This window comes from Phyllobacterium sp. RCAM01083, assembly GCF_055685835.1.
In genome coordinates this window covers 2,218,640-2,240,709 of the sequence record NZ_JBVFZN010000005.1, presented here as the reverse complement: position 1 = coordinate 2,240,709, position 22,070 = coordinate 2,218,640, and the positions used below count along the sequence as shown (strand labels likewise).

The following is a 22,070-nucleotide window of genomic DNA, read 5'->3' as shown; positions in this document are numbered from 1 at the left end:
TTGACGAAGTGATCGCAATCTAAAAAGGTAGGGAAAATTTGGGAACCCCTGGCACGGCTGAAAGATCAGGTGCCAGCAGCATGGAGGCATTTTATGGGTATCAAATCCATCCTTTTAACGGCCACTTTCGCCCTTGGGCTTGCCACGGCAGCCGGCGCGCAGGAACGCGTTGTCAATGTCTACAACTGGTCCGATTATATTGATGACAGCATCCTGGCTGACTTCACCAAGGAAACGGGCATCAAGGTTGTCTATGATACCTTCGACTCCAATGAAATCCTCGAAACCAAGCTGCTGGCAGGTGGAACCGGTTACGACGTCGTTGTTCCGACCGCATCCTTCCTGCAACGCCAGATTGCCGCCGGTGTGTTCCAGAAGCTCGACAAGTCGAAGCTGCCGAACCTGAAGAACATGTGGGATGTGATCAACCAGCGCATCGAAAAATATGATCCGGGCAATCTGTACGCCGTCGACTACATGTGGGGCACCACGGGCCTTGGCTACAATGTCGACAAGATGAAGGAAATTCTCGGATCGGATGCGCGTCCGAACTGGGATATCCTGTTCAAACCGGAAATGGCGGCCAAGTTCAAGGATTGCGGTGTCCATGTGCTTGATTCTGCCTCGGATGTCCTGCCGTCCACGCTGGCCTATCTCGGCCTCGATCCGGACAGCAAGAATCCCGACGATCTCGCCAAGGGCGCGGACCTGTTGACAGCGGTTCGCCCGTCGATCCGCAAGTTCCATTCGTCGGAATATATCAATGCACTCGCTGCCGGCGATATCTGTCTGGCGCTCGGCTATTCCGGCGACATCCTGCAGGCCAAGTCGCGTGCGGAAAAGGCCAATGCCGGCGTGAAGCTGGACTACGCCATTCCGTCGCAGGGTGCGCAGATGTGGTTTGACGTGATGGCCATCCCTGCCGATGCACCGCATGTGGCCGAAGCCCACGAGTTCATCAACTACATCATGCGTCCGGAAGTTGCAGCGAAAGCCTCGAACTTCGTGTCCTATGCCAATGGCAACAAGGCCTCGCAGGAATTCATCGATAAGGCCATTCTGGAAAATCCGTCGGTCTATCCGGATGCGGCCACATTGGCCAAGCTCTTTACCGTGACGCCTTATGACACGAAAACGCAGCGAACCGTCACGCGGCTCTGGACCAAAGTGGTAACAGGCCAGTAAATCTCGAGAAAACCCCGGCAGAAAATGCCGGGGTTTTTAACGTCAAGACCAAAATGCCGGGGCAATCATGAAATCACTGGGAAGCTTTCGCCGTAAATTCGCACCTTGGAATGATCCTGAAGCAAAACCCTATATTTCCTTCGAGAATGTAACCAAAAAGTTTGGTGACTTTACCGCTGTCGATGACTTGTCCCTGACGATCTACGATCGTGAATTCTTCGCCCTTCTCGGCGCATCCGGCTGCGGCAAGTCCACGCTCCTGCGCATGCTGGCCGGATTTGAAGAACCGACCTCTGGCCGTATCCTGCTTGACGGCCAGGATATGCGCGGCATCCCGCCCTACAAGCGGCCTGTGAACATGATGTTCCAGTCCTATGCCCTGTTCCCGCACATGACGGTCGAGGGCAACATCGCTTTCGGCCTGAAGCAGGATGGCATGCCGAAGAATGAAATCGACGCGCGTGTTGCGGAAATGCTCAAGCTGGTCAAGCTCGAGCAGTTCGCCAAGCGCAAACCGCATCAGCTGTCCGGCGGCCAGCGCCAGCGCGTGGCGCTTGCCCGCTGCGTTGCAAAACGGCCAAAGGTTCTGCTGCTGGACGAGCCGTTGGGGGCGCTCGACAAGAAGCTGCGTGAAGAAACGCAGTTCGAGCTGATGGACCTGCAGATGAAGCTTGGCCTGACCTTCGTCGTCGTGACGCACGACCAGGAGGAGGCCATGACCATGGCCGATCGCATCGCCGTCATGGACAAGGGCAAAGTCAAGCAGGTGGCAACGCCCGCGGAAGTCTACGAAGCCCCGAATTCCAAGTTTGTGGCGGATTTCATCGGCAATGTGAACATGTTCGAAGGTACAGCCTCGACAGTGATGCCCGGCAAGGTCGACATCGATGTCCCGGCCGACAGGATCACCATTCGCACGGATGCAACGCGCGACTGCTCCACCGGCCAGTCCGTCGGGTTTGCCATCCGCCCGGAGAAAATCCGCCTCAGCCGCAAGGAACCGGCAAACACTGCCGTCAACGCGGCCCATGGCGAACTCTACGATATCGCCTATTTCGGCGACATGACGGTTTTCCACGTCCGGCTTGAAAGTGGCCGGATCATCAAGGCAGCCAGTTTGAACGCGGTGCGCACGGTCGAAGACCCGCTTGGCTATGACGACAAGGTCTGGGTCAATTTCGATACCGACGCCGGCATTCTGTTGACGGCTTAGGGGGCTGCCATGCAAAAACTGATCGCGTCCGTCGTCAGCCGCCTCGTCATCAGCGTTCCCTATCTGTGGATGCTGATTTTCTTCCTGATCCCGTTCATCATCGTCTTCAAGATTTCACTCTCGCAAGTGACGATGGCGATACCGCCCTACACGCCGACGATTGATGTCTGGGCGGGCTGGCAGGGGCTGATCAACAGCGTGTCGCAGTTCTCCTGGGACAATTATACCTTCCTCGGCAGCGATCCGCTCTATGTCAAAGCCTATCTGTCCAGCGTGATCATTGCCGCCATTTCGACATTCCTGACGCTGCTGGTGGGCTATCCCATCGCCTACGGCATGGCACGGGCGCCCGCCACCGTCCGGTCAACCCTGCTGATGCTGGTGATCCTGCCCTTCTGGACAAGCTTCCTCATCCGCGTCTATGCGTGGATCGGTATTCTCAAGCCCGAGGGGCTGCTCAACCAGTTTCTTATGTGGGCCAATGTCATCCACACGCCCCTGAACATTCTCAACACCAATACCGCGGTGCTGATCGGCATCGTCTATTCCTATCTGCCGTTCCTGGTGCTTCCGATCTATTCGACACTGGAGAAGATGGATTATTCCCTGGTTGAGGCGGCGGAGGATCTTGGCTGCCCGCCCATCACCGCTTTCTGGAAAATCACGTTCCCGCTGTCGCTGCCCGGCGTTGTCGCCGGATGTTTCCTTGTCTTCATTCCGGCCGTCGGCGAATTCGTTATTCCCGATCTTCTCGGCGGGTCGGAGACATTGATGATCGGCAAAACCCTGTGGAACGAGTTCTCCGCCAACCGCGACTGGCCGCTGTCTTCTGCGGTCGCCGTGGTTCTGCTGGCGCTGCTCGTCGTGCCCATCGTGCTGTTCCAGCGGTCGGAAGCCAAAGCCCAGGAAAGCGAGAAGTGACATGAACACCACCTGGTCCCGCTTCAATATCGTCTCGCTGGTCATCGGTTTCGCGTTCCTGTATCTGCCGATTGTGCTGCTGGTTGTCTTCTCGTTCAATGAATCCCGCCTCGTCACCGTCTGGGCCGGCTTCTCGACCAAATGGTATGTGTCGTTGTTCAACAACAAGAGCTTTATCGATGCGGCGTGGGTGACCATCCGCGTCGGGTTGATCTCGGCGACCTTCGCGACAATCCTCGGAACGCTCGGTGCCCTCGCGCTCACCCGCTATACGCGCTTCCGTGGGCGGATGCTGTTTTCAGCGATGATCTATGCGCCGCTGGTCATGCCCGAAGTCATTACCGGCCTGTCGCTGCTCCTGCTGTTCGTCGCCATTGGCTTTGACCGGGGTATCTGGACCGTCACGCTCGCCCACATCACATTCACCATGTGTTTCGTGGCCGTCGTGGTGCAGTCGCGCCTGGTCACGTTCGACCGCTCGCTCGAAGAGGCGGCCATGGATCTCGGCGCGACGCCGGTCACCACCTTCTTCAAGGTTACCCTGCCGGTGATTATGCCGGCGGTGGTATCCGGTTGGATGCTTGCCTTCACGCTGTCGCTCGATGATCTCGTTATTTCAAGCTTCACTTCGGGTCCCGGCGCCACCACCCTGCCGATGCGCATTTATTCGCAGGTGCGTCTCGGAGTGACGCCGGAGATCAATGCCGCCTGTACCATCCTGATCGCCGTCGTCGCGGTGGGGGTGGTGATCGCGTCGATTGCCAACAAGCGCCGCGAGGTGCAGAAGGCGCGCGACGAGCAGGCCGCTGCCCGTCACTAACCTCTCGATGCACTAATTCGCCGGTGCGATGATCGGCGAGATAAACGGATTGTCCCAGGAACCGCCGATAAAGAAGCGCGTGTGGTTGAATACTGGCGCAGGCTTCTGCTCGGCGGGTGCGGCTTGTGCCGTCGCGTCAGCGGGCGCTGGAGCAGGGGCTGGCGTTGCCGCTGGCGCGGGTGCCGGTGCCGCAGCAGCAGGAACAGGCACCGCATAGTCTCCCGTCAAGGCCAGGCTCTTACCGATAAGGGTGACAATACCGGCAAAACTCAGCACGCCGGATTTCATCTGGACTTGCGCGGTCTCGAGGGCTGCCACGCCGTCCATGATATTGGCCTTGATCTCCATCCGGTCGAATGCCAGCCAGGCGTCGGTTTTCTCGTTCAGGCTGAAAAACCGGTCCGTTTTGGCCCGGTTGAGCAGGTTGTTGAAATCGATGCTTTTGATCTGCCCGGTGCCGAAGCGCATGCTGAGGGTGCCCTTGGCGTTCTCCATGGCCGATGACCAGCGGGTGATCGGCCCCTTGAGAACGAGAGACATCGTGCCTTTGCCGAGCTCGAACCGGTTGCCAAGCCCCAGCAGCGGAGCGATGGCCGCGCTGTTCACGTCCGTGCCGTTGAGACGCAGTTCACCCGTGGCGCCGCCATCGCCTTCTTCGGCCAGCTGGAAACTTGCGGCAATGGAGCCGTTGAAGGCTGCGGCCTCGCCGATGTCGAAAATGGCCCGGCCGTTGCGAACCTGCGCGGTTGCGGCAACATTCGTCAGATTGACCGAGCCTACCGTGGCCTTTTGCGTGGAGACGCGCAGGTCCACATTGGCCTGCTTGAGGAAGCGGGTATCGATAACCGCATTGGCGTTGGCCGATCCGTCGGGCAGCGGCATGAAGCCTGACAGTACGGAGCGGAGGTCAAGCGTCTCGAAGGCGAGCGTGCCGGTGATGCTTGGCGTTCCATCGTTCAGGACGATTTCAATGCCGCCCTTTGCCGGATTGTTGTTCAGCGTTGCCGTCAAACCGTCGAGCTTCATGCGGTTGGCGGAGCCGGAAACCGTGGCGTCGAGGGCGAAGCTGCCAATCGGCGCGCCGGGAATGGATGGGGTCTTCGACCATTCCAGCGTCCGGCGCAGGGAAGGGGAGGTCAGCGACAGGGTGCCCTGAAAGAACTGGTTCTTGGCAATATTGGCCGAGCCGTTGAAAGCAAGGGTGAGGGGCGTCGATGTCAGGTTCACCTGCAGCGGGCTGGTGCCGCCGGCCAGCAGCAGCAGCGCCTTGCTGGCGGAGCTGTCGATCTCGGTTTCCTCGCCATGCCAGATGGCATTGCCGCGGAAACTGGCGACGCCCGAGGTCTGCGGCCATTCAAAAACGCCGCTGATGCTGGAAATCTGCTCTTCCGACCCGTTGAGCGGCCGCTTGAACGTCACCATCGCATCTTCAAGCCGGATACGTCCGAACGGCTGCGACGACACATTGCTCATATCCGGTTTTGCCGGATTGGCCTCGATGGCAGCCCGTGCCTCGCGCATGACGTCGCCGATGCGCCCATCGGTTTTTGCCAGGGATTCGCCGATCTGCGACAGGCTTTTGATCGGCTCGTCGATGACAAAACGCGGCCGGATGATGGTTGTCTCGGTGAATTCCGTCCGGCCCATCAGCGCGGAAAGCAGCGACAGGTCAACCTCGATGCGTTCCGCCTTCATGAAGGGCGTGCCTTCACTCTGCCAGGGATTGCGGATGGTCACGTCGGCGAGCGAGGCGGAAAAGACCGGAAAGAACGAAATCTGCGGCGTCTGCCGCGATTCGACACTGTAGCCGGTCCAGTTGCTGAGTTCCTGAATGAGCCGGGCACGGATGACATCCGTGCTGACGAGATAGGGAATAGCGGCGAGAAGTCCCGCGGCAACGAGAGCCAATGCGATGATTGTCGCGAATATGTTCCTCGGCCGGTACCAGGACATGAATATTCCGATGTCTGCTGTTCTTCCGGCTGCACGCCGGAAGGTTTTACGCTTCTCCATCTACGGTTTAGCGATGATGCGTTGCAATTCAAGGGCCAGAGATCGTCAGGCGCCAATTTGTTGCAGAGCGTTTGCCATCGCATTGCGGACTGAATGAGGCGATGGGAAGCTGTCTTACAATTTTCAGTCGGCGAGGACGCGGGTCGACGGAAAACTGATTTCGACCATCGTGCCGCGCCCCGGCGTGGAATCGATGGCGAAGCTTGCGCGGTTTGCCTCGGCCATGGCCTTTGTCAGCGGCAGCCCGAGACCCGTGCCGTCGGTGCGCGCATGTTTGGGCGTGGTGATCTGCTTGTAGGGGCGCAGGGCCTGTTCGACTTCCTGCCGCGTCATGCCGATACCGGTATCGCGCACACGCAGGAGCACGTCGCCGCTGGGTTCGTAACTGGTCGAAACGATCACCTGTCCGCCCGGTCCGGTAAAACGCACGGCGTTCGACAGGAGGTTGAGGGCAATCTGGGTGATCGACCGCTGGTCGGCGACAATGTCGGGCAGGCGCGAGGTAAGGCTGGAGCGGATGATCACCCGTTCGCGGTTTGCCTGCGGCTGCATGATCGCCACGGCCTCGGTGAGAGCGTCGTTCAGCGAAACCGCCTGGAAGTCGAACTCCACCGCACCCGCCTCGATCTTGGAAATGTCGAGGAGGTCATTGACCAGCGACAGAACGTGATTGCCGGAACGGCTGATATCGTGGAGATAGTCGCGATACCGCTCATTGCCGACAGGGCCGAATTTTTCGTCCGCCATCAACTCGGAAAAACCGATGATGGCATTGAGCGGCGTGCGGATTTCATGGCTGATCCGGGCGAGGAATTCGCTCTTCTGGCTGGAGGTGCGCTCTGCCTCGCGCTTGGCGCTGAGCAGCTCTTCCTCGGCCTGTTTCCAATGGGTGATGTCCCGCAGCACGACGCAAAAGCCTTTTGACGCATCGAGCTTGCCGATGGTCATGAACAGCGGGATGAACCGCCCCTTGCTTTCGCGGCCGATGACCTCGCGGCCGTCATTGAGAACGCTGGCAACCCCGTTGTCCGACAGGCTGCTGACATAGTCCATGGCCGTCCGCTGGCTCTCGATGGCAAAGAGCAGGGAGAACGCCTTGCCTTCCACGTCTTCCGGATTATAGCCAAACAGCGCCGCCGCCGAATGATTGACCGAACGGATGGCACCGGCGGAATCAAGCAGGATAACCCCATCCGTCGCGGTATCCAGAATCGCATTCAGCTCGTCGATGCGGGTTTGCAGAAGCTGCCGCTCGCTGTCGTCAAACCGCTGTTCCGGCGATTGCACGACGGGCGGCTGCGCCTCAGGCGACAGGGCCAGCAGCAGGGCGCGTTCGCCGTCCTCGTCCCAGCGCACGGCCTGAAGGTGCGCCTGGACGCGCCGGGTCGTGCCGTCGCTCAGACGCAGGTTCACACCGTCGGCTGTCTCGCTGTCGGCCTGTTCCGGATTTTCGGCAAAAAGTGCATTCAGGCCGCCTGCCGCGTTGATGCTCTCATGTGTTTCATAAAGCGTGGCGTCGAGCAGAGCCCTGTTGGCATAGAGAAGAATGCCATGGCGATGGATGAGGACAGGAAGAGGCAGGGCGGCCAGAACGGCGGTATCGACGCCTTGCCGGGCTTGTGTGCGGATATTCTCGGCAAAATCCGTCTGCTGTGCCGGATCGGCTGCAGGTGCCTTTGCCTCTTTGTCTGCCAACACGGCGAAGCCGGGGCCGACGACTTCCGCATCGGGAACCGGTGGCACGACCGGAGCGGGCACTGCCGGCTGATCCGATGGCGCTTCGGCGTTGGTTGCAGCCGCCGCAGGGGCGGCTTCCTTCGGGTTGTCGGCCAAAACTTCGCGGCGCAGCCGTTCGGCGATTTCCCTGAAGGCATTGCGTTCCGCATCGTTCAAGCGCCCGTCATCGCGCGGAAGACGGTTGGTCTTCAATGGGATGACATTGCCTTCGATGGTTTCGGCTCTGGCTTCGTCGCGGGAAGGCTCAACCGGTGCGGCGGGTGTGATGGCAATGGCGGGTTTTTCGCCATTGAATACATCGACGGGAGCAACGGGCTCGGGCGCGAGCGCCTTGCCAATCGCCTCTGGATCGGTCGTAACATCACCCATGCGGGCAACGCCGAACCCGCGAAAGCCCATGAACATCCGCTCGCGCGAATAGATCGGCAGGGCCGCCAGTTCGATGGGCACACGTAAATCAGTGCCTTCGATCGGCCACAGCACCGAACGGCCCGACCACGTGTCGCGCCGTTCGAGAAGTTCGGCAATCTCGCCGCTGCTGTCGAGCCCGTAGACATTGGCGACGTCGCGGAAGGATTTTCCGATGACCGCCGCCGAGTTGGGGCCCACCGCACCGACAAATTCGGGAGATATTTCGTCGAAATGCGCATCCGCATCCACCTTCCAGACAAAACGGACGGGGTTGTCGGAGGGCCTGTACTGAAAAGGCCCATCCTCGGGCGCCGCGTTCTCCGCCTGTTGCCCTGCTGGTTCAACGGCAGTGGTGCTGTGCGGCGGTTCCGTGGCTTCGACGCTGCTGTCCCGGACATCATGGACAACGGTGATGGGCGGTGCTGCGGGCGGTTCGGGCTGCTTGTCCGCGGCTTTTACCGGTTGCTCTGCGCTTGCATTGACGTCGCGGATGGCAAAGAGAAGATGCAGGGCAGGGCTGTCGGTCAGCCGCGCTATGCCGGCCGGCACAAAACCGTTGGCTGTCTGCACCGGGCGCTTCACCAGCCGGTTGCGTTCGAGACGCACTTCGCGCACCAGATCGCCCAGCATCTTGTCATTGAAGCCGATGCTGCGGAATTGGTCGGAGGCTGCCAAGACCGTGCCGGCGGCATCGATCATGGCCGCATGGGTGGTGCTGTCACCGAAGCCCTTGATGGCCAGCGCGGCGATCTCCGCTTCGGATGTCAGTCGAGCCGTATTGGCGATGGACAGCAGGATGGCGGCTTCGCCGCGCGGCAGGGTCAGGTCGCTTGCCTGGAATGTCAGGATGCGGCTGGCCAGGCCGAAGGCCACACGCAATGACACCGTGCGGCCATGGCCGATGGCAGGGAAACCGTCGAGCGCCATGAGCTGGCGTCTTGCCTGTACATTGAGCACGGAGCCGGCATCGAGAATATCGTCGATGGTCGCATAGCCAAGCGCATTTGCACCCTGGCCATTCGCCCAGATGACATTCTCCAGATCCGGCGAAATCACCACAAGCGCATCGCCATTGGCAAAATGCTCGCGAATTTCATCCAGAACGGCGATATCGATGAATGGGTAAGTTCCAGACGTCATCGTTTGACCGGTGCACTCCACAATAAAGCATCCGCTGTCTGCGGATTGTCTTAATACTCTGTTAATAATCGTCTGGCGATCAATCGTCCACTCACAGTCCCTTACGTCACACGTCTTTCTCTTGGTTTAGTTAACTTGGAAGACGCTCCACAAAAATATTTGGATGAAAAATCAGACGTTTGATTGTGCGGTGCAAAAGAAATGTTGCAATGCACAATAAATTGAGTTATACACGTGTCATGAATTCACAAGCAGCCGCATAGACCGGCTGCACATGGAAGGAACATGTTATGAGCAAGACCACCAAACAGACTGCTGATGCGTTCTCGATCCCTGCCTTTGATGCGACCGCTGTAACCGATCAGGTTCGCGAATTCACCGAGAAGGGCGTTGCCCAGTCCAAGGAAGCCTATGCCAAGATCAAGGATCAGGCCGAAGCTGCCCAGAAGACACTCGAAAGCACGTTTGAAACTGCACAGTCGAACACTGCTGCTCTCTCCCTCAAGGCTCTGGCTGCGCTGCGCGCCAACACCGAAGCCAGCTTCGCTCATATCGAAGCCCTGATTGGTGTTAAGTCTTTCGGCGAAGTCATCGAACTGCAGAGCGCGTTCGTTCGCAAGCAGGCTGAAGCCCTGACCGACCAGGCCAAGGAATTCCAGACAGTTGCAACCAAGGCTGTTGAAGAAATCTCCGCTCCGGTCAAGTCGGCGGTCGAGAAGGCAATCAAGGACGTCAAGGTCGCCTGATTTAAAGGCCTTTGATGAAAAAATACTCCGGCGGCACTCCTCCTCCCGGCCGCTGGACAAGCAAGACCCGATAGTTCCTCCCGTATGGGTCTTGCATTAATGGAAAAGGCCGGTTCCTCCCCCGGCCTTTTCTTTTTTTGTTGGTTTTTACCTTTCTGTTGCATCGGGTGCTTGCCAAAAGCATCAATCTTACGTATGTGACCCCTGTCGAAAAGAAGACGGTGCGCGGTCGTAGCTCAGTTGGTTAGAGCGCAGGATTGTGGCTCCTGAGGTCGGTGGTTCGAATCCACCCGTCCGTACCACTTCTTCCAAAACCTCCCCAAAATACAAAGCCGGATCAAACCACCCGCACCAGCGGTCCGGTTGCTTTTGCGCACCGCGGCTGATGCCGCGCGCCGGTAATGGCGCTGTTCTCAAGCCCGCACCGGCTGGCCGTTGCATTCAATCCCTGCATGGTAAAACCATTCATCGTCAATTGATCCCGGCGGGCGTTCATGCCAATGAAAACCATGCGCATATTGCTGGTTGAGGATACGCATGATGTGGGGGAGGCTATCGCCAAGCGTTTCGAGGCGATCGGCCATGCTGTCGATTGGGAAACCGACGGGCGTGCGGCGGCGGAAATCATCGATTTCACTGAATATTCGCTGATCATCCTTGATGTCATGCTGCCGGGCATGGACGGTTTTGAGATTCTCAAGCGCCTGCGCAGATCCGGCAATGCCGTTCCCGTCCTCGTGCTGACGGCGCGTTCCGAGATCGAGGACCGCGTCGGCGCCCTCGATCTGGGGGCGGATGATTATCTCGTCAAGCCCTTCGATTTTCGCGAGCTTGAGGCGCGCGCCCGCGTGCTGATCCGGCGGCGCACCGGCGGCGAGGCGACCAATCTGATCAAATGCGGCGATATCGCCATCGACCGCGGCGCACGGTCCGTCCATGTCGGCAAGCGCGAAGTCCAGTTGAAGCGGCGCGAGCTGACATTGCTTGAAGTCATGGCGGCGCGTCCGGGCCGTGTTTTCAGCAAGGACGAACTGCTCGACCAGATCTTCGGGTTCGACGAGGCTGCCAATGCCAATGCCATCGAACTCTATGTCGGGCGGTTGCGCAAGAAATTGGAAGGCGCGCAGGCGCGCATCGTGACGGTGCGCGGGCTGGGCTATCAACTGGTGGCCGGCGATGCAGCATGAGCCGTCCCTCTTTGCCCGTCTGGCCCGGCGTATTTCGCTAGTTCTGGGTATCGGTGCGGCGATTCTTGTCAGCGCGGCCTGGTATTACGCGGAAACGGCTGCCGACAAGGCCTATGACCGGCTGCTTGTCGGGGCTGCCCTGCAAATGGCAGAGAGTCTTTCCGTCGAAAGAGGCGCGCTCAGCGCCCGTTTGCCCACATCGGCGTTTGAATTGCTCGGTCTTGCCGAACGCGACCGGATTTTCTACCGCGTCATCGATACCAACGGCAAAACCGTGACCGGCTATGACGATCTGCAAAGCCCGGCGCCACCGGATGGCGCGCGCGACGCCGTCAGCATCAGCGAAGGTATCTACAAGGGCGAGGCGGTGCGCATAGCCCGCGCCACCCGCGTGCTGGCGGACCCGTCGGTGACGGGGCATGCTTATGTCGTCGTGGCGCAGACCAACGAGGCGCGCTCCGCCCTGACGCGGGAACTGACGCTGCGTGCCACCATCCTTGTCGTCGTCATGAGCTTTCTCGCCTTTGCCGGTGCCATGCTGGCCATCCGCTATGCGCTGCAGCCCGTGGAGCGGTTGGGGGCCGCCGTGCGCCGCCGTGACCCGCATGACCTGACGCCCGTCTCGGTCGGCGTTCCGCGCGAACTCGATCCGTTTGTCAGTTCCATCAATCATTTCATGGGCCGCCTGAATGAACGTGTTGACCTGCTGCAGCGGTTCATCGCCGATGCCGCCCATCAGATCCGGACACCGTTGACGGCCCTGTCCGCGCAGATCGATCTTCTCGGACATGACAAGCTGGACAAGACCGGACGGCAGCATTTCGAGCGGGTGCAGCAGCGCACCGGCGAGCTGGCGCGCCTGACCAACCAGTTGCTCAGCCACGCCATGGTCATCCACCGCGCCGACTCCATCCAGCTTGAGCCGATCAGCCTCGTCGATGTGGCCCGCCGTGCCTACCGCGCCGCCATTCCCATCACCGTGGACCCCGATATCGTCATCTCGTTCGAAGCGCCCGATGACCGCCCCTTTGTCCTTGGCGATGCGGTCAGCCTGCGCGAGGCTATCGTCAATGTCATCGACAATGCCCTGCGGCACGGGACGGATCAGCGACTTGAGGTGCGGGTGCGCTCCGATGCGCTCGATGCCTATGTCGAGGTCGAGGATGACGGTCCCGGCATTCCGCCGGATGGTTGGGAAAAAGCCACCCAGCGTTTCGCGACATCGAAATCGCACGAAGGCAGTTCCGGCCTCGGCTTCGCCATTGCCCAGGAAGTCGTCAATGCCCATGGCGGCACGCTGGGTTTTCGCGCACGGGACGAGAAGAGCTTCACGGTTATCCTGACATTGCCGTTGCACAAGGGCCCCGCGAAATGATGAAACGTTTCACGGCTACGATGATTGCCACGATCCTTGCCCTGACATCGCAGGTTCCGGCGGCAACGGACAATCATACGCGGTTTCCGGCGCTGCAGACGGAAACCGGCAAGCTGACGATCTATTCGACCACCGACCTGGCTGCCATGAAGCCGCTGATCGACGATTTTCAGCGCACCGCACCGGCCATATCGATTGATTACATCGAGTATCTCACCAATGAACTGCATGCGCTGGCCAGCGAAGCCTGCCGCAAGGACGAGCCGCTCGGAGACCTGCTTCTGTCGTCGTCAGTGGATCAGTTGCTGAAACTGGCCAATGATGGCTGTGCCGCGTCCCACACATCGCCGGAAACGCAGCGTGTGGCCGATTGGGCCAACTGGCGCGACGAGGTTTTTGGTTTCACCTACGAACCGGCCGTCTTCGTCTACAACACCCGCAAGGTCCCGCCGGCCGAGGTGCCCCGCACCCATGTGGAACTCGCCGACCTCCTGCGCGAACGTCTTGATTATTATCGCGGCCGCGTCGGCACCTACGACATCCGCCTGTCCGGCGTTGGCTATTTGCTGGCCTTCAACGACGCCCGGCAGACGAACACCGTCTTCGGCCGCTTGCTGGAAAGCATGGCGCGGGCTTCTGCGGTGGCGCGATGCTGCACCGGCGAAATTCTTGAGGAGGTGGCGAGCGGCCGCCTCTATATCGGCTACAACATGCTGGGTTCCTATGCCTATGATGCGGCGCGAAGGCATCCGGACCTCAGGGTTGTCGTGCCGCGGGACTATACGCTGGTGCTCAGCCGCGGAGCGCTCATTCCCAAATCCGCAGAGCGCAGCGACCTTGGCGCGCAGTTCCTGGATTATCTCCTGTCGGAGCGCGGCCAGTCGATTGCGCGGAGCAATGCGTTCTATTTTTCCGAAACGGGCGGCCTGCCGCCGGATGTTGACGGGCCACAGAACCTGAAGGAATCGGGAATTGCCCAGCCCATCCGCATCGGGCCGGGGCTGCTGGCAGTGCAGGATTGGGCGCAGAGACAGCGCTTCATCGAGGATTGGTCGCGCTCATTGATCGAGCTCAACAGCCCGGAATGGACACGGGAATAAGCTAGAAAAGCGAGCCTTGGTCCGTGCCGGGTGCGGCAGGCTTCTTTGCCGGAGCCGGGCGTTCCGGCTTTGGCCGCACCGGATTGGCTTCACCTTCCCCGGCCACGGTCTGAACCTCGCCATCCTGGAAGCGCAGCGTCAGATGATCGCCGCTGGCAATGGCAGCGGCGCGTTTTACAGGAGCGCCCGCCGTGTCGAGCACGATGGCAAAACCGCGCTCGAGTACGCTCTCATGCGAAAGGGTTTTCATCAGCCGTTCGAGTTCGCTGCCGCGCCGCCTGGCCCGGTCCAGCGTGATGCCGATGGCCTGATCCTGCCGCCGTTCCAGCTGGGTGAGCGATTGGCGCCCCCGCACGGCAAGGCGGGCAATCGGTTCAGGCGACAGACGCTGGGTATGACGGGCAAAGACGGCGCGCCGGTCACGCAGGAAGACGCTCAGGCTGCGCGGCAGGCGGTCGCCGAAAACAGTCACTTCCCGCTGCTTTTCGCGGAACCGCTGCTGCAGCACCCGCGGCGACAATTGCCGGGCGCGGCCATCGAAATGCGCACGCTTTTTCTGGGTGTTCGCCTGCAGCGCGCGGCCGAGCCGGGCGGCGGTCTCGTCGAAATGCCGCCGGGGCAGGGCAAGCAGCTGGTCGGCGGAGGGCAGGGCGCGCGACAGGGCGCGCTGGGCCTGACGGCGATTGTCGAGGTAGCGCGACATGCCCGCCGCCAGCCGCGCGCCATAGGTGGCGACGCTTGCCTGCAGGTCGGCCCGCACCGGTACCGCCATCTCGGCGGCGCCGGTCGGGGTCGGCGCGCGGACGTCGGCGGCAAGATCGATCAGCGTCCAATCCGTTTCATGCCCGACGGCTGAAATGACGGGGATATCGGAGGCCGCAACGGCGCGCACGACGATTTCGTCATTGAACCCCCAGAGATCTTCCAGGCTGCCGCCGCCACGCGCCACGATGAGAACATCGGGCCGGGGCAAGGCGCCGCCCGGCTGCAGGGTGTTGAAGCCATTGACGGCGGCGGCCACTTCCGCGCCGGAGGTTTCGCCCTGCACGCGCACCGGCCAGACCAGCACATGCAGCGGAAAGCGGTCGGTAATGCGGTGAATGATATCGCGGATAACAGCGCCGGTCGGCGAGGTGACCACGCCGATGACGCGCGGCATGAAGGGCAGCAATTGCTTGGCGGCCGGATCGAACAGGCCTTCGGCGCCGAGCTTGCGCTTGCGTTCCTCCAGAAGCGCCATCAAAGCCCCGGCACCGGCCGGTTCCATCTGCTCGATAACAATCTGGTATTTCGACGAGCCGGGATAGGTGGTCAGCTTGCCCGTCGCGATGACTTCCATGCCCTCTTCGGGCTGGAATTTCAGCCGGCTCATGCTGCCGCGCCAGACGACAGCCTCGATACGGGCCTTGTCGTCCTTCAGGGAAAAATAGGCATGGCCCGAGGAATGGGGGCCGCGATAACCGGAAATTTCGCCGCGCACGCGCACATGGCCGAACGTGTCCTCAACAGTGCGCTTTAGCGCTCCCGAGATTTCGGATACGGAATATTCGGCAACGTTGGACGTCGATTCGGACTTTTCGGTCATTCCTTATTCCTAACGGGGTGATGAATGGCGTCAAGTGTTGGAGGCCTGTGTTGCAGGGCCGGGGGATGAAAAAGGGGAATGCTCATGACGCAACGTCTCAGTCTGCGCCATTATCTGATGATCGGCGCTGCGATGATCGCTCTGACCGCCATCATCCTGCTGTGGATGGGCCGCAATCCCATCTGCACCTGCGGAACCGTCAAGCTCTGGGTGGGCGAAGTCAACTCGTCCGACAATTCCCAGCATATTTCCGACTGGTATTCCCTGTCGCACATCATCCACGGCTTTCTGTTCTACGGCCTTTTGTGGCTGGTTGCGCGCAGCAAGCCGGTGGGCTTCCGCCTGCTCCTTGCCATCGTGGTGGAAGCAGCGTGGGAGATTTTTGAGAACACCGACATGGTCATCAATCGCTACCGCGAGGCGACCATTGCGCTCGGTTATACCGGGGACAGCGTGCTGAATTCGGTGTGCGATATCCTGTTCATGGTGATCGGCTTTTTCTTTGCGTCCCGCGCGCCGCTCTGGCTGACGATCATCATCGCCATCGTCTTCGAATTGCTGGCGGGATATGTCATTCGTGACAATCTCACCCTCAATGTCTTGATGCTGGTCTATCCGCTCGATGCCATCAAGGCGTGGCAGGGCGGGCTGTAACCGCCTACCAGCCTGGAACCAGCTCTGTCGAGCGCACCTGCCGCAGGCGCTGGTTGACCTGGTTCGGCGCGGCCGCCGGGGCCATGCTGACCGGGGTTGGCATCGACAGGTTGTCGAGGCTTTCGACGATATGCTGCGCCAGCGCATCCACGATGGCGGAGGGCTTGGTGTGGCCGCGCATGATGCCGATGCCGAATTCCGGCAGGCGGCCAAAGCCGTCGGCTTCGCTAAGCACACGCATGCCGGGGCGCAGGGCGCATTCCGGCAGGATCGAGACCGCAAGGCCGGCAAGCACCGCTGCTGCCAGGACCGTCGCCGACCAGCTGGTGAACAGGATGCGATAGTCGTGATGCATGGTGTCGAGCACGTCGATTGCCGCGGCGCGCCAGATGCAGGTCGGTCGGCCAACGGCAAGCGGCAGCACCTTCTCCTCATGCACCGTATGGTGCGCCGAGGTGACCCAGAGCAATTGCTCGCTTCGCACCACTTCCGAACGGCGCATGTCGTCGCACTGGGTGACCAGCGCCAGATCGAGCTGCCCCTTGCGGATCATCTCGTCGAGATTGACCGTGGGTTCGCACACCACCGAAAGTTCGACACGCGGGTTGGAGCGGGAAAAGCGCGCCATGATTTCCGGCAGGAAGCGATCGGCATAATCGTCGGGCGTGCCGATGCGGATATGGCCCTGCAGCTGCGTATCGTCAAAGGCGGCGATGGTTTCGCCGTTGAGCTGCATCATGCGCCGTGCATAGGCCAGCAGACGTTCGCCGTCTTCGGTCAGCTTGTTGGTGCGGCCATCGCGCTCAAACAGGGCCTTGGAAACCCGCTCTTCCAGCCGGCGCATCTGCATGGAGACCGCTGACTGAGTCTTGTTGACCGCATCAGCCGCTCTGGTGAAGCTGCCGCTGTCGGCAATGGCGATAAATGTCTGCAATTGGTCAAGATCAAGAGGCGCACTCATGGCTTTGCTCCCGGACGGTTCAATCCATCATTATTATTGAACGTTTACATGAAAAACATTCGTTTGAATAATCAATTTTTGTGGATCATTCTACGGATGTTCAGGAGACGCCTGTGTTGAAACGATACCGGGCGTAATGCGTAGAAAATGGTTTCCACGCGATTCAACCCTTCTTGATCAGCGCCATTCAAAAAAGGAGTAGGGCGATGACGACGACAACGAGAACGACTGAAGTAAATGGATTGGTGCCCGCGATCACTTTCGCGCTGGCTCAGGCCTTTGGCTTTGTCACCCGAATGATCGTCGCCCGCCGCAATCGCAAAACGATTTTGAGCCTCGGTGAGTGGAACGATCAAATGCTGCATGACATCGGTGTCACGCGCGGTGATCTGCATTCGGCCCTTGGCACGTCGCTGCTTGAAGATCCGAGCGAAAAACTGGGCGCATTGGCCGATGTACGGGCCCGTTTGCGCGCAGCACGCTCGATCAGCTGAGCATCGATTTTGACGGTTTAGCAGGCGTCCCATTCACACCGGAATCCCCTCCCGGTGCCCCGCCTGCCCACTGCCCGGCCTTCTGGCCGGGCTTTTTCTTTATGGGGCAGGCTATTTGTTGCGATCCATGCCGCGTAGATACTGGTCGAAAATCGATTCCACACCCTTCTGATACTGCTCGTTGGTTTTCCGGCCCGTTTCAAACATCTGGTCGAGGACATCCTTGAACGGATTGTTGGCCGCGGGCGGCTGGTCCGGCTGCCGGGGCTGAGGCTCCGGTGCCGTGCGCTGTTGCGCGCCGCCGCCGAGCATATCGCCGAAGATTTTCCCGAGGGGATTGTCGCCGAACGGGTTCTGCGCGTTTCCCGCCGGCTGCTGCCCTTGCGGCGTGGCGCCGGGAAACCCGCTGCGCGTCATCTGCTCGAGGATTTGGCCAAGCGGATTGTTACCCCACGGATTGACCTGGCCCTGCGGCTGCTGCGGCGCTCCGGCTGCGCCGCCGCCGAGCATGCTTTCCAGAATCTGGCCCCAGGGGTTGGCGGCGCCCGGCTGGTTGGGGGCGGTCTGGCCGCCGATACCACCGCTTTGCCGCATCATCTGCTCGATGAAATCGCCAATGACATTGCCGCCGCCGAGCCCGGCCGCCGCAAACTGGCCCGTCGACTGCTTGTAGAGCCCGCCCATCGTCATCGATGCGAGCACGGGCAGCATCTGCTGCAGCGTGCTGACGGCGATCCCGGTCATTCGCGCGGCATGATCGGCGACGGCGCGTGACAACTCCTTCGAGCCGAACAGATTGTTCAAAATGGCATTGCCGTCGGCAATGCCTGCCGGATTAAAGGCCGCCTGCGGATTATCAAAATAATTGACGTGCTGGCCAGACGACAGCGACTGGATGAAGGCGCCGACACCCATGGGATCGGCGGTATTGCGCTGCAAGCCCTGCGAAAAGGCGGGCATCAATGCCTCGATGGCGGCGATTGTCTGTTGTTGGGAGAGCTGAAACTGGCGGGACAATGCCTCCACGGCCTGCCCACCCTGTCCCTTCAGGAACATGTCTACGAGATTCATGGCGCCGATCCTCCTTCGGGCTGATGCACGAGGGAAGAGTAGCCCTGCCGATAAGCAAAGTTCAATCTTTTTATCGGGTTAGAGTGCGTGGTTCGACAGGCTCACCATGAGGGGAGTGGTTTGGCGCAACACCAATCGCGAAGGTTGCAGAATAAGGCTCCCTGCAATCCTCACCCTCCCTCATGGTGAGCCTGTCGAACCACGCCCGGCGCAGATGCAGTCAGGTCGGTTCAGGGATATGAATTCGACCATTAAACCTTAAAAATACTGGGCCAGATTCTTGCGGATACGTTCCAGCGGATCGATAGCGGGATCGCCGGGCGTGAATGTTGCACCGGTAATCGTTTCATAGGCCTGGATATAGACCTTGGTCGTAGCGTCGATCATATCCTGCGGAATCTCGGGGATATCGTCCTTGTAGGGATCGCAGCGCTCGACCACCCAGGTGCGGATGAAATCCTTGTCGAAACTGACCGGGCGTTTGCCCGGCGCATAGCTGTCGGCAAACCAGTAGCGGCTGGAATCCGATGTGTGGATTTCGTCGGCCAGCACGATGTTGCCATCCGCATCCGTGCCGAACTCATACTTGGTATCGGCCAGGATAAGGCCGCGGCTGGCGGCGATTTCCTGTCCGCGCGCGAAAAGCTTGAACGCATAGGCGGAAATCGTATCCCACTGCTCCTGCGTCAGCAGCTTCTGCTCAAGTATTTCCTTGGCGGTCAGCGGTTCGTCGTGGCCGCCATCGAACGCCTTGGACGTCGGCGTGATGATCGGGGCGGGAAGCTTTTCATTGTCCTGCAGGCCGTCGGGGAAGGTCGTGCCATACATCTCCCGCTTGCCGGCCTTGTAGAGCGTCAGGATCGATGTGCCGGTGGTTCCGGCGAGATAGCCGCGCACGATGATTTCGACCGGCAGGATATCGAGGCGGCGGGCAACCACGACGTTCGGGTCGGGATAGTCGAGCACATGGTTGGGACAGATATCCTTGGTCTGCTCGAACTGGTAGCGCGCGGTCTGCGTCAGCACTTCGCCCTTCAGCGGAATGCAGGCAAGAATCCGGTCAAACGCGCTGATGCGGTCCGTGGCGATAATGATGCGCCGTCCATCCGCCAGATCATAATTCTCCCGGACCTTGCCGCGGTAATAGTTCGGCAGTTCGGGAATGAAGGCTTCAGTAAGCGCTTTGTGTGTGGGCATGGTGTGAAGAATCCGCATCAGACAATCTGGCTTCCGCATAACACATAAGTCGGGGAACGGGAGTCAAATTCTGAGTTAGCGCCCGCCGGTTACGTCAAGGAGTGCACCGGTCACATAGGATGCCGCGTCGCTGAGCAGCCAGACGATGGATTCGCCCACTTCGTCAGCCGTACCCGGCCGTCCGAGCGGTGCCATCACGCCGAGGCGCTGGGCCCGGTCCGGCTGGCCGCCGCTGGCGTGGATGTCGGTCTCGATCAGACCGGGGCGGACGGCATTGACGCGGACGCCTTCCGGGCCGACTTCCTTGGAAAGGCCGATGGTCAGCGTGTCCATTGCGCCTTTTGATCCGGCGTAGTCGACATATTCCGACGGCCCGCCAAGACGGGCTGCAGCGGACGACAGGATGACGATTGATCCACCCTTGCCGCCGCGAGACCGTGCCATCCGGCGGACACCCTCGCGGGCGCAGACATAGGCGCCGAGAATGTTCACATCGAACATGCGCTTGAGACGTTCGGTATCGATATCCATCAGCTTGGATGCGGGCGCTACGATACCGGCATTGACGACGAGGCCATCGAGCGGGCCGAGTTCCTCGGTCTGCTTGAACATGGCGATGACGTCGGCCTCGCTGGCGACGTCGCCCTGTATGGCCTTGGCCTTGCCGCCCGCTGCCATGATTGCCGCAACCACCTCGTCAGCAGCGGCCTTGTTGCCGATGTAATTGACGCCGACCGACCATCCCTTTTGACCCGCAAGAATGGCCGCCGCGCGGCCAATGCCACGGCTCGCACCGGTGATCAGGATGGTCTTGCTCATCGCATGTCTCCCAAAGGCGGAATTAGTAGGCATACTCCAGAAAAGCGGGTTCAACCGAACCGCCCCAGACCGTGTTGTACTGGCTGAGCATCTGCTCGGCGGAGGTCGTGCCGCGCGCGACGACTTCTTCGAGCGAGGCGAGATAATGCGTCTCGTCAAAGCCTTCGCTGTTCAGCAGCGCGCGGTTTTTCAGGCCAAGGCGCGAAATCGCCAGCACGTCGCGGGAAATGTCGTGCACCGAGCGGTTGCGCAGCGTGGCGCGCAGACCCTTTGCGGGCACCTCGTCGCGCAGGGCCTGCACTTCCGGGTAAGTCCAGTCGCGGGTGAGGGCTTCCGCCGCATCCAGTGCCTCGGCGTCGTAGAGAATGCCGACCCAGAATGCCGGCAGCGCGCAGATACGCCGCCACGGGCCGCCGTCGGCGCCGCGCATTTCCAGGAAGCGCTTCAGCCGCACTTCCGGGAACAGCGTTGAAAGATGGTTCGTCCAGTCGCCCATATTGGGCGTGGCGTCCGGAATGGAATCCTTCAGCGCGCCGTTCATGAACTGGCGGAAGGTCACATGCGTGCAGTCGTGGTAACGGCCATGGCGCAGGACAAAATACATCGGCACGTCGAGCGCCCATTCCACGTAATCGACAAAGCCGAAATTTTCATTGAAGATGAAGGGCAGCACACCGGAGCGGTTGTTGTCCGTATCGCGCCAGATATTGGAGCGCCAGGACAACAGGCCGTTCGGCTTGCCCTCGGTAAACGGTGACATGGCGAACAGCGCCGTGGCGATGGATTGCAGTTTCACCGAAACCTGCATCTTGCGGCGCATGTCGGTTTCCGACGCGAAGTCGAGATTCACCTGGATGGTGCAGGTGCGGTACATCATGTTCAGCCCGTCCTTGCCGACCTTCGGCATATAGTTGGACATGATGTTGTAGCGGGATTTCGGCATGTGCGGCGTTTCGGCCAAGGACCATTTCGGACTGCCGCCAAGACCCAGGAAGCGGATGCCGAGCGGCTCGGCTATCTCGCGCACCTGCGCCAGATGCGCATTGGTTTCGCGGCAGGTCTGGTGGATGGTGGAGAGCGGTGCGCCCGACAGTTCGAACTGGCCGCCCGGCTCCAGCGAAATCGCGCCCTGTCCGGTCGGTTCGACGAGGCCGATGATATTGCCTTCGTCAATGATCGGTTCCCAGCCCAGCTTCGACTGCATGCCTTCCAGAATGGCGCGGATGCCGCGCGGACCGTCATAGGGAACCGGGCTGTTGTCTTCGGTATAGAACGGGAATTTTTCGTGCTCTGTGCCGATGCGCCATGCGGATTGCGGCTTGGAGCCCTGGGCGAGGTAGGTCGCCAGTTCTTCCGTGCCGGAAAGGGGCGTCTCGTCTGTTGTATCGCGCGCCATGGATGGTGCTTCCCCACTAGAATTTTTGAACGTGCGGCGTGATTG

18 protein-coding genes and 1 tRNA gene are annotated in these 22,070 nt (G+C 60.4%); 11 read left to right on the top strand and 8 right to left on the bottom strand.

From position 1 onward, the window contains the following. Positions 1-93 precede the first annotated feature (93 nt). From ACZ25R_RS17785 to ACZ25R_RS17770, 4 genes are all read left to right on the top strand, one after another. Entirely contained in the window at positions 94-1,185 is a 1,092-nt protein-coding gene (locus ACZ25R_RS17785) for a polyamine ABC transporter substrate-binding protein (RefSeq protein ID WP_464662775.1), read from the top strand. A 67-nt stretch (positions 1,186-1,252) separates the two neighbouring features. Then, on the top strand, positions 1,253-2,398 hold the full coding sequence (locus ACZ25R_RS17780; protein WP_426136737.1) for an ABC transporter ATP-binding protein: 1,146 nt from the start codon (positions 1,253-1,255) through the stop codon (positions 2,396-2,398). 9 nt (positions 2,399-2,407) lie between these two features. Continuing rightward, the gene (locus ACZ25R_RS17775) at positions 2,408-3,319 is read left to right on the top strand and encodes an ABC transporter permease subunit (RefSeq protein WP_288192018.1); all 912 of its coding nucleotides are present in this window, start codon (positions 2,408-2,410) and stop codon (positions 3,317-3,319) included. A 1-nt stretch (position 3,320) separates the two neighbouring features. Continuing rightward, positions 3,321-4,139 (top strand): ABC transporter permease, encoded by an 819-nt coding sequence (locus tag ACZ25R_RS17770; RefSeq protein WP_223611740.1) that lies wholly within the window; start codon positions 3,321-3,323, stop codon positions 4,137-4,139. 12 nt (positions 4,140-4,151) lie between these two features. Here the strand turns inward: ACZ25R_RS17770 and ACZ25R_RS17765 are convergent, their stop codons facing one another. Beyond that, positions 4,152-6,092: an AsmA family protein gene (locus tag ACZ25R_RS17765; RefSeq protein WP_472461745.1), complete on the bottom strand. Its 1,941-nt coding sequence runs from the start codon at positions 6,090-6,092 to the stop codon at positions 4,152-4,154. Positions 6,093-6,275: 183 nt separating this feature from the next. Continuing rightward, complete coding sequence (locus tag ACZ25R_RS17760; RefSeq protein WP_472461744.1) at positions 6,276-9,440, bottom strand: histidine kinase dimerization/phospho-acceptor domain-containing protein; 3,165 nt, start codon at positions 9,438-9,440, stop codon at positions 6,276-6,278. 290 nt (positions 9,441-9,730) lie between these two features. On the opposite strand from ACZ25R_RS17760, the gene ACZ25R_RS17755 reads away from it, so the two are divergent. The 5 genes from ACZ25R_RS17755 (at position 9,731) to ACZ25R_RS17735 (ending at position 13,848) form a co-directional block, all read left to right on the top strand. After that, positions 9,731-10,186 (top strand): phasin, encoded by a 456-nt coding sequence (locus ACZ25R_RS17755; RefSeq protein ID WP_105736338.1) that lies wholly within the window; start codon positions 9,731-9,733, stop codon positions 10,184-10,186. A gap of 225 nt (positions 10,187-10,411) precedes the next feature. Next, positions 10,412-10,488 (top strand) — tRNA-His (locus ACZ25R_RS17750). 207 nt (positions 10,489-10,695) lie between these two features. After that, entirely contained in the window at positions 10,696-11,373 is a 678-nt protein-coding gene (locus ACZ25R_RS17745) for a response regulator transcription factor (RefSeq protein ID WP_223612394.1), read from the top strand. Beyond that, positions 11,363-12,748: a sensor histidine kinase gene (locus tag ACZ25R_RS17740; RefSeq protein ID WP_472461743.1), complete on the top strand. Its 1,386-nt coding sequence runs from the start codon at positions 11,363-11,365 to the stop codon at positions 12,746-12,748. Before ACZ25R_RS17745 ends, ACZ25R_RS17740 begins: the two co-directional genes overlap by 11 nt. Beyond that, positions 12,745-13,848, top strand: coding sequence for an ABC transporter substrate-binding protein (locus tag ACZ25R_RS17735; RefSeq protein ID WP_472461742.1), 1,104 nt, complete (start codon positions 12,745-12,747; stop codon positions 13,846-13,848). The genes ACZ25R_RS17740 and ACZ25R_RS17735 overlap by 4 nt, the downstream gene beginning before the upstream one ends. Before the next feature lies 1 nt (position 13,849). Here ACZ25R_RS17735 and xseA read toward each other — a convergent pair whose 3' ends face one another. Then, on the bottom strand, positions 13,850-15,433 hold the full coding sequence (gene xseA / locus ACZ25R_RS17730) for an exodeoxyribonuclease VII large subunit (protein ID WP_472461741.1): 1,584 nt from the start codon (positions 15,431-15,433) through the stop codon (positions 13,850-13,852). Between the two features lie 84 nt (positions 15,434-15,517). Here xseA and ACZ25R_RS17725 point away from each other — a divergent pair, with 84 nt between their 5' ends. After that, positions 15,518-16,087 carry a DUF2585 domain-containing protein gene (locus ACZ25R_RS17725; RefSeq protein WP_472461740.1) on the top strand — a complete coding sequence of 190 codons (570 nt, stop codon included), beginning with the start codon at positions 15,518-15,520 and terminating at the stop codon, positions 16,085-16,087. A gap of 4 nt (positions 16,088-16,091) precedes the next feature. Here the strand turns inward: ACZ25R_RS17725 and ACZ25R_RS17720 are convergent, their stop codons facing one another. After that, the gene (locus tag ACZ25R_RS17720; RefSeq protein ID WP_346305508.1) at positions 16,092-17,048 is read right to left on the bottom strand and encodes a LysR substrate-binding domain-containing protein; all 957 of its coding nucleotides are present in this window, start codon (positions 17,046-17,048) and stop codon (positions 16,092-16,094) included. A gap of 206 nt (positions 17,049-17,254) precedes the next feature. Here ACZ25R_RS17720 and ACZ25R_RS17715 point away from each other — a divergent pair, with 206 nt between their 5' ends. After that, complete coding sequence (locus tag ACZ25R_RS17715; RefSeq protein ID WP_223611725.1) at positions 17,255-17,542, top strand: DUF1127 domain-containing protein; 288 nt, start codon at positions 17,255-17,257, stop codon at positions 17,540-17,542. Between the two features lie 111 nt (positions 17,543-17,653). Here the strand turns inward: ACZ25R_RS17715 and ACZ25R_RS17710 are convergent, their stop codons facing one another. From ACZ25R_RS17710 to ACZ25R_RS17695, 4 genes are all read right to left on the bottom strand, one after another. Continuing rightward, a complete protein-coding gene (locus ACZ25R_RS17710; RefSeq protein WP_472461739.1) occupies positions 17,654-18,613 on the bottom strand; it encodes a DUF937 domain-containing protein in 960 nt (319 codons plus the stop codon). A gap of 258 nt (positions 18,614-18,871) precedes the next feature. Next, the gene (locus ACZ25R_RS17705) at positions 18,872-19,810 is read right to left on the bottom strand and encodes a phosphoribosylaminoimidazolesuccinocarboxamide synthase (protein ID WP_472461738.1); all 939 of its coding nucleotides are present in this window, start codon (positions 19,808-19,810) and stop codon (positions 18,872-18,874) included. A gap of 75 nt (positions 19,811-19,885) precedes the next feature. Further along, positions 19,886-20,629 carry an SDR family oxidoreductase gene (locus ACZ25R_RS17700; protein WP_472461737.1) on the bottom strand — a complete coding sequence of 248 codons (744 nt, stop codon included), beginning with the start codon at positions 20,627-20,629 and terminating at the stop codon, positions 19,886-19,888. A gap of 22 nt (positions 20,630-20,651) precedes the next feature. After that, positions 20,652-22,025 (bottom strand): glutamate--cysteine ligase, encoded by a 1,374-nt coding sequence (locus ACZ25R_RS17695; RefSeq protein WP_472461736.1) that lies wholly within the window; start codon positions 22,023-22,025, stop codon positions 20,652-20,654. Between the last annotated feature and the right edge of the window lie 45 nt (positions 22,026-22,070).

Coding starts and splice junctions, on each gene's coding strand:
- ACZ25R_RS17785 (WP_464662775.1), top strand. CDS start 94: ATGGGTATCAAATCCATCCTTTTAACGGCCACTTTCGCCCTTGGGCTT.
- ACZ25R_RS17780 (WP_426136737.1), top strand. CDS start 1,253: ATGAAATCACTGGGAAGCTTTCGCCGTAAATTCGCACCTTGGAATGAT.
- ACZ25R_RS17775 (WP_288192018.1), top strand. CDS start 2,408: ATGCAAAAACTGATCGCGTCCGTCGTCAGCCGCCTCGTCATCAGCGTT.
- ACZ25R_RS17770 (WP_223611740.1), top strand. CDS start 3,321: ATGAACACCACCTGGTCCCGCTTCAATATCGTCTCGCTGGTCATCGGT.
- ACZ25R_RS17765 (WP_472461745.1), bottom strand. CDS start 6,092: ATGTCCTGGTACCGGCCGAGGAACATATTCGCGACAATCATCGCATTG.
- ACZ25R_RS17760 (WP_472461744.1), bottom strand. CDS start 9,440: ATGACGTCTGGAACTTACCCATTCATCGATATCGCCGTTCTGGATGAA.
- ACZ25R_RS17755 (WP_105736338.1), top strand. CDS start 9,731: ATGAGCAAGACCACCAAACAGACTGCTGATGCGTTCTCGATCCCTGCC.
- ACZ25R_RS17745 (WP_223612394.1), top strand. CDS start 10,696: ATGCGCATATTGCTGGTTGAGGATACGCATGATGTGGGGGAGGCTATC.
- ACZ25R_RS17740 (WP_472461743.1), top strand. CDS start 11,363: ATGCAGCATGAGCCGTCCCTCTTTGCCCGTCTGGCCCGGCGTATTTCG.
- ACZ25R_RS17735 (WP_472461742.1), top strand. CDS start 12,745: ATGATGAAACGTTTCACGGCTACGATGATTGCCACGATCCTTGCCCTG.
- xseA (WP_472461741.1), bottom strand. CDS start 15,433: ATGACCGAAAAGTCCGAATCGACGTCCAACGTTGCCGAATATTCCGTA.
- ACZ25R_RS17725 (WP_472461740.1), top strand. CDS start 15,518: ATGACGCAACGTCTCAGTCTGCGCCATTATCTGATGATCGGCGCTGCG.
- ACZ25R_RS17720 (WP_346305508.1), bottom strand. CDS start 17,048: ATGAGTGCGCCTCTTGATCTTGACCAATTGCAGACATTTATCGCCATT.
- ACZ25R_RS17715 (WP_223611725.1), top strand. CDS start 17,255: ATGACGACGACAACGAGAACGACTGAAGTAAATGGATTGGTGCCCGCG.
- ACZ25R_RS17710 (WP_472461739.1), bottom strand. CDS start 18,613: ATGAATCTCGTAGACATGTTCCTGAAGGGACAGGGTGGGCAGGCCGTG.
- ACZ25R_RS17705 (WP_472461738.1), bottom strand. CDS start 19,810: ATGCCCACACACAAAGCGCTTACTGAAGCCTTCATTCCCGAACTGCCG.
- ACZ25R_RS17700 (WP_472461737.1), bottom strand. CDS start 20,629: ATGAGCAAGACCATCCTGATCACCGGTGCGAGCCGTGGCATTGGCCGC.
- ACZ25R_RS17695 (WP_472461736.1), bottom strand. CDS start 22,025: ATGGCGCGCGATACAACAGACGAGACGCCCCTTTCCGGCACGGAAGAA.